Annotated in this window: 2 protein-coding genes; both read right to left on the bottom strand. The window is 41.0% G+C overall.

Annotated elements, in window-relative coordinates:
* Nucleotides 1-394: 394 nt before the first annotated feature.
* Nucleotides 395-1126 (bottom strand): IS21-like element helper ATPase IstB, encoded by a 732-nt coding sequence (gene istB, locus Q0947_RS15140; protein WP_027127033.1) that lies wholly within the window; start codon nucleotides 1124-1126, stop codon nucleotides 395-397.
* 16 nt (nucleotides 1127-1142) lie between these two features.
* Entirely contained in the window at nucleotides 1143-2687 is a 1545-nt protein-coding gene (gene istA / locus Q0947_RS15135; protein ID WP_299399763.1) for an IS21 family transposase, read from the bottom strand.
* Nucleotides 2688-3020 lie beyond the last annotated feature (333 nt).

Genomic DNA, 3020 nt, shown 5'->3' with positions numbered 1-3020 from the left:
TAGTAACCTTACTCCGCTCTTTTGTTCTTTCTGATTAATACTTAAAGTTAACTGATTTAGTAAAAATCAAACTTAAGCCGTGTATAATTAATTGCTAGGTCACTGCCGACTTACGAACATTCCTGCGGAATATTCTATCTGTGATTTATTTGCTAAATTAGTTGCTTAACCACGCAACTAACCATACACAACAACGTTGGCAACAATATAACAAAACGCAAAAAACGAACAAATTACTTAATAAATTACAGTATCCCCAACAAAGGAGATTTGAGAAAATCTGAAATTGAATTCCTGACTTATCTGGATAGGACGGACAAAGTGAACCACTCGCAGCGGATGAAAGTGAGCATAGCAAAGTAAGTGCTCATAATCGATTCATTTGTGGTTAAATTTAGTGATTATCTTTTAATTTTTTGCGCATAGATTCTCCTTTAATATCTATCCTATGAGCAGTGTGCACAAGACGATCCAAAATAGCATCTGCAATGGTCTGTTCCCCAATAATTTCATGCCATGCTTCAACCGGTAATTGGGAGGCAATGATGGTACTATGCTTACCGTGTCTGTCCTCTATAATTTCCATAAAAGAATGCCTGTTGATACTATCCAGTGCTTTAAGTCCAAAGTCATCCAAGATGAGCAGATCCTGTTTCTCTAGCTTATTGATTTGCTTTAAATAGGAACCATCGGCTTTTGATGTTTTTAGCATGGTAAAGAGTTTATTGGTATTAAAATACATCACTTTGTAGCCCAATGAACATGCTTGGTGACCAATTGCCGATGCCATATAACTTTTCCCTGCACCTGTACTTCCGGTAATGAGCAGATTCTGTTTTTGTGTTATAAAATTACAACTGGAGAAGCGTTGTATTTGATTTTTATCTAAACATCTTGAAGCATCATAATCGATAGCTTCCATAACGGCACTATATCTAAAATGTGCCGCTTTTGTCAATCGCTCTATCTTTCGGTTCTGCCGGTCATCCCATTCACTTTGGATGAGATATGCAACCAGTTCATCATTGGTATAGGTAATGTTCTGTGGTGACAAACTCCCGTCGAAGGCTCTATACATACCGTATAGCCTTAACTGTTTCATGTGCTCTAATGTCTGTGCGTTCATTGTTTATGGTTTTAATTTATTTATAATAATTACTGCCTCTAATGTTATTGTGACTGGGGATATCCGGTTGCTGTTCGACATCTTCATCTAAAGTGTCCCATCCGTTTTTAAGGATGCGTTCTATAATGTTATAGTTGTGCGCACCATAATCCAGAGCGCGTTTGCAGGCATTGTCCAGTCGTGCATTGCCCACTTTTTTGGTAAGATGCAATATGCCCAGACAGGATTTATAGGATTGCTCGGGATGTTGTTTTTTGTCGAGTATTTTAATGATGAGTTCTTTGCAGTGATCTCCTATCTGGGCAGCCCAGGCAATAAATCTCTCACTGCTCCATTCACTGACAAAACGGTGATGGGAAGGCATGTGCTCCTTTATGGAGGTGTACCCGTATTTTTGTTTTGTTCTTGAATGGACCGTGAGCAGCTCCTGCTGATGGTAGACCTCTACAGTGCTATCTGAGTAAATAACCTTGACCCGCTTTCCGATATGCTGATAGGGCACGCTATAATAGTGTTTATCCTTTCCGAAGTAAATATGACTGTTTTTATGGACCGTTGCGTTTGCAGAACGTTTGATCTCATAGCGTTTTGAGGGGAGTGCCTTGAGTTGGTGTTTTTCAATCTCTTCAAACAAAGAATGGCGTGAGTACTCCCGACCTCTAAATGACATGTTGTTATGTAATTTAAGCTGTTCCAGTATGGCTTTGTTGAGTTCTGGCCTATTATGGAACGTCTGGTTGCGCAATGGTGCAAATACACGGGTATATATAATCCGTACAGCATTTTCAACAATGGCCTTGTCCCTCGGCTTATAGGCTCTAGTGGGCAATACTGCCGTTTCGTAATACGCCGCAAAGTCGGCAAAGTCTTCATTTACCTTGGGCTCGTACCGGCTGCTCTTGGTCACGGCAGCCCTTAAATTATCAGGGACTAAAGCCTCGGGTACTCCGCCGTAAAACCAGAGTGCATTTTCAACGCAGGCCATAAAATCTTCTTTCTTTTGGCTCTCACAGGCTTCTACATACGTGTATTGACTGCTGCCCAAAACGCAGACAAAGACCTCCAGGTCTTGTATTTCTCCTGTGTGGCGATCCACAATGGAGAGCTTCTTTCCCGTAAAGTCTATGAAGAGCTTGTCGCCAGCTTTATGGGTAAAGTGCATCACGGGAGACACCTCTTTCGCCCACTCCCGATACCAATATCTAAACTGGGTGATCTTGAAGCCATCTGGGTGTTTGGCATAATATTCTTGCCAGAGCAGTTCTTTGGTAACTCCAGTTTTCCGAAGCTCCTTGTCAAAATAAGGGAAGTATTTTTCTAGGGTCAGTAACTGTGGGCTCTTTTCTTTTTGATCGGATTTAAAGAGGTTGTTCAGCTCTTCAAGTGTCATAGCCGACACTTCGTAGTTCGTAAGCTGATAACGCTTGAAAAAGTCAATGTACTTGGTAATGGTATTACGTGAAAGTCCTGTGATTAGACTTGTCTTGCGCTTGCTGACTCCTTCGCTGTAGAGTTTAAAAATCTGTTTTATTTTTCGCATATCTATTTGTGTATTTGCCATGACCTTTTTAATTAAAAAGGTCGGAAAACCTGTACAAATAGAATCGATTTTTAGTGGTTCACTTTCATCCGCTGTAGGTGGTTCACTTTGCTCCGCTGAGCTATGCTCACTTTAATCCGCTGGAGGTGGTATACTATGCCCGTTGTGTTCGTTAAGATACATCCTTGTTTGCACTAACGTTACGTGTATGAGCAGTGGCACGGTTCGTCACGGACAATTGCAAACAAGTACTTACCATTGGAAAATCCGCAGGATTTGGCTATTTCGGAGTGATGGTGCCACGTGTTTCGGTCAAACCGTGCCACTTTGAAAGATACTGCAATTATATAAAAT

The sequence above is a fragment of the uncultured Gelidibacter sp. genome, assembly GCF_947500795.1.
Lineage (GTDB): Bacteria > Bacteroidota > Bacteroidia > Flavobacteriales > Flavobacteriaceae > Gelidibacter.
Note: the sequence above shows the minus strand (reverse complement) of the source record. Positions and strands in the feature narration are given on the sequence as shown.

What these genes read in the sequence shown, in the direction of transcription:
- istB (WP_027127033.1), bottom strand. Translation starts at nt 1,126, where the DNA reads ATGAACGCACAGACATTAGAGCACATGAAACAGTTAAGGCTATACGGT.
- istA (WP_299399763.1), bottom strand. Translation starts at nt 2,687, where the DNA reads ATGGCAAATACACAAATAGATATGCGAAAAATAAAACAGATTTTTAAA.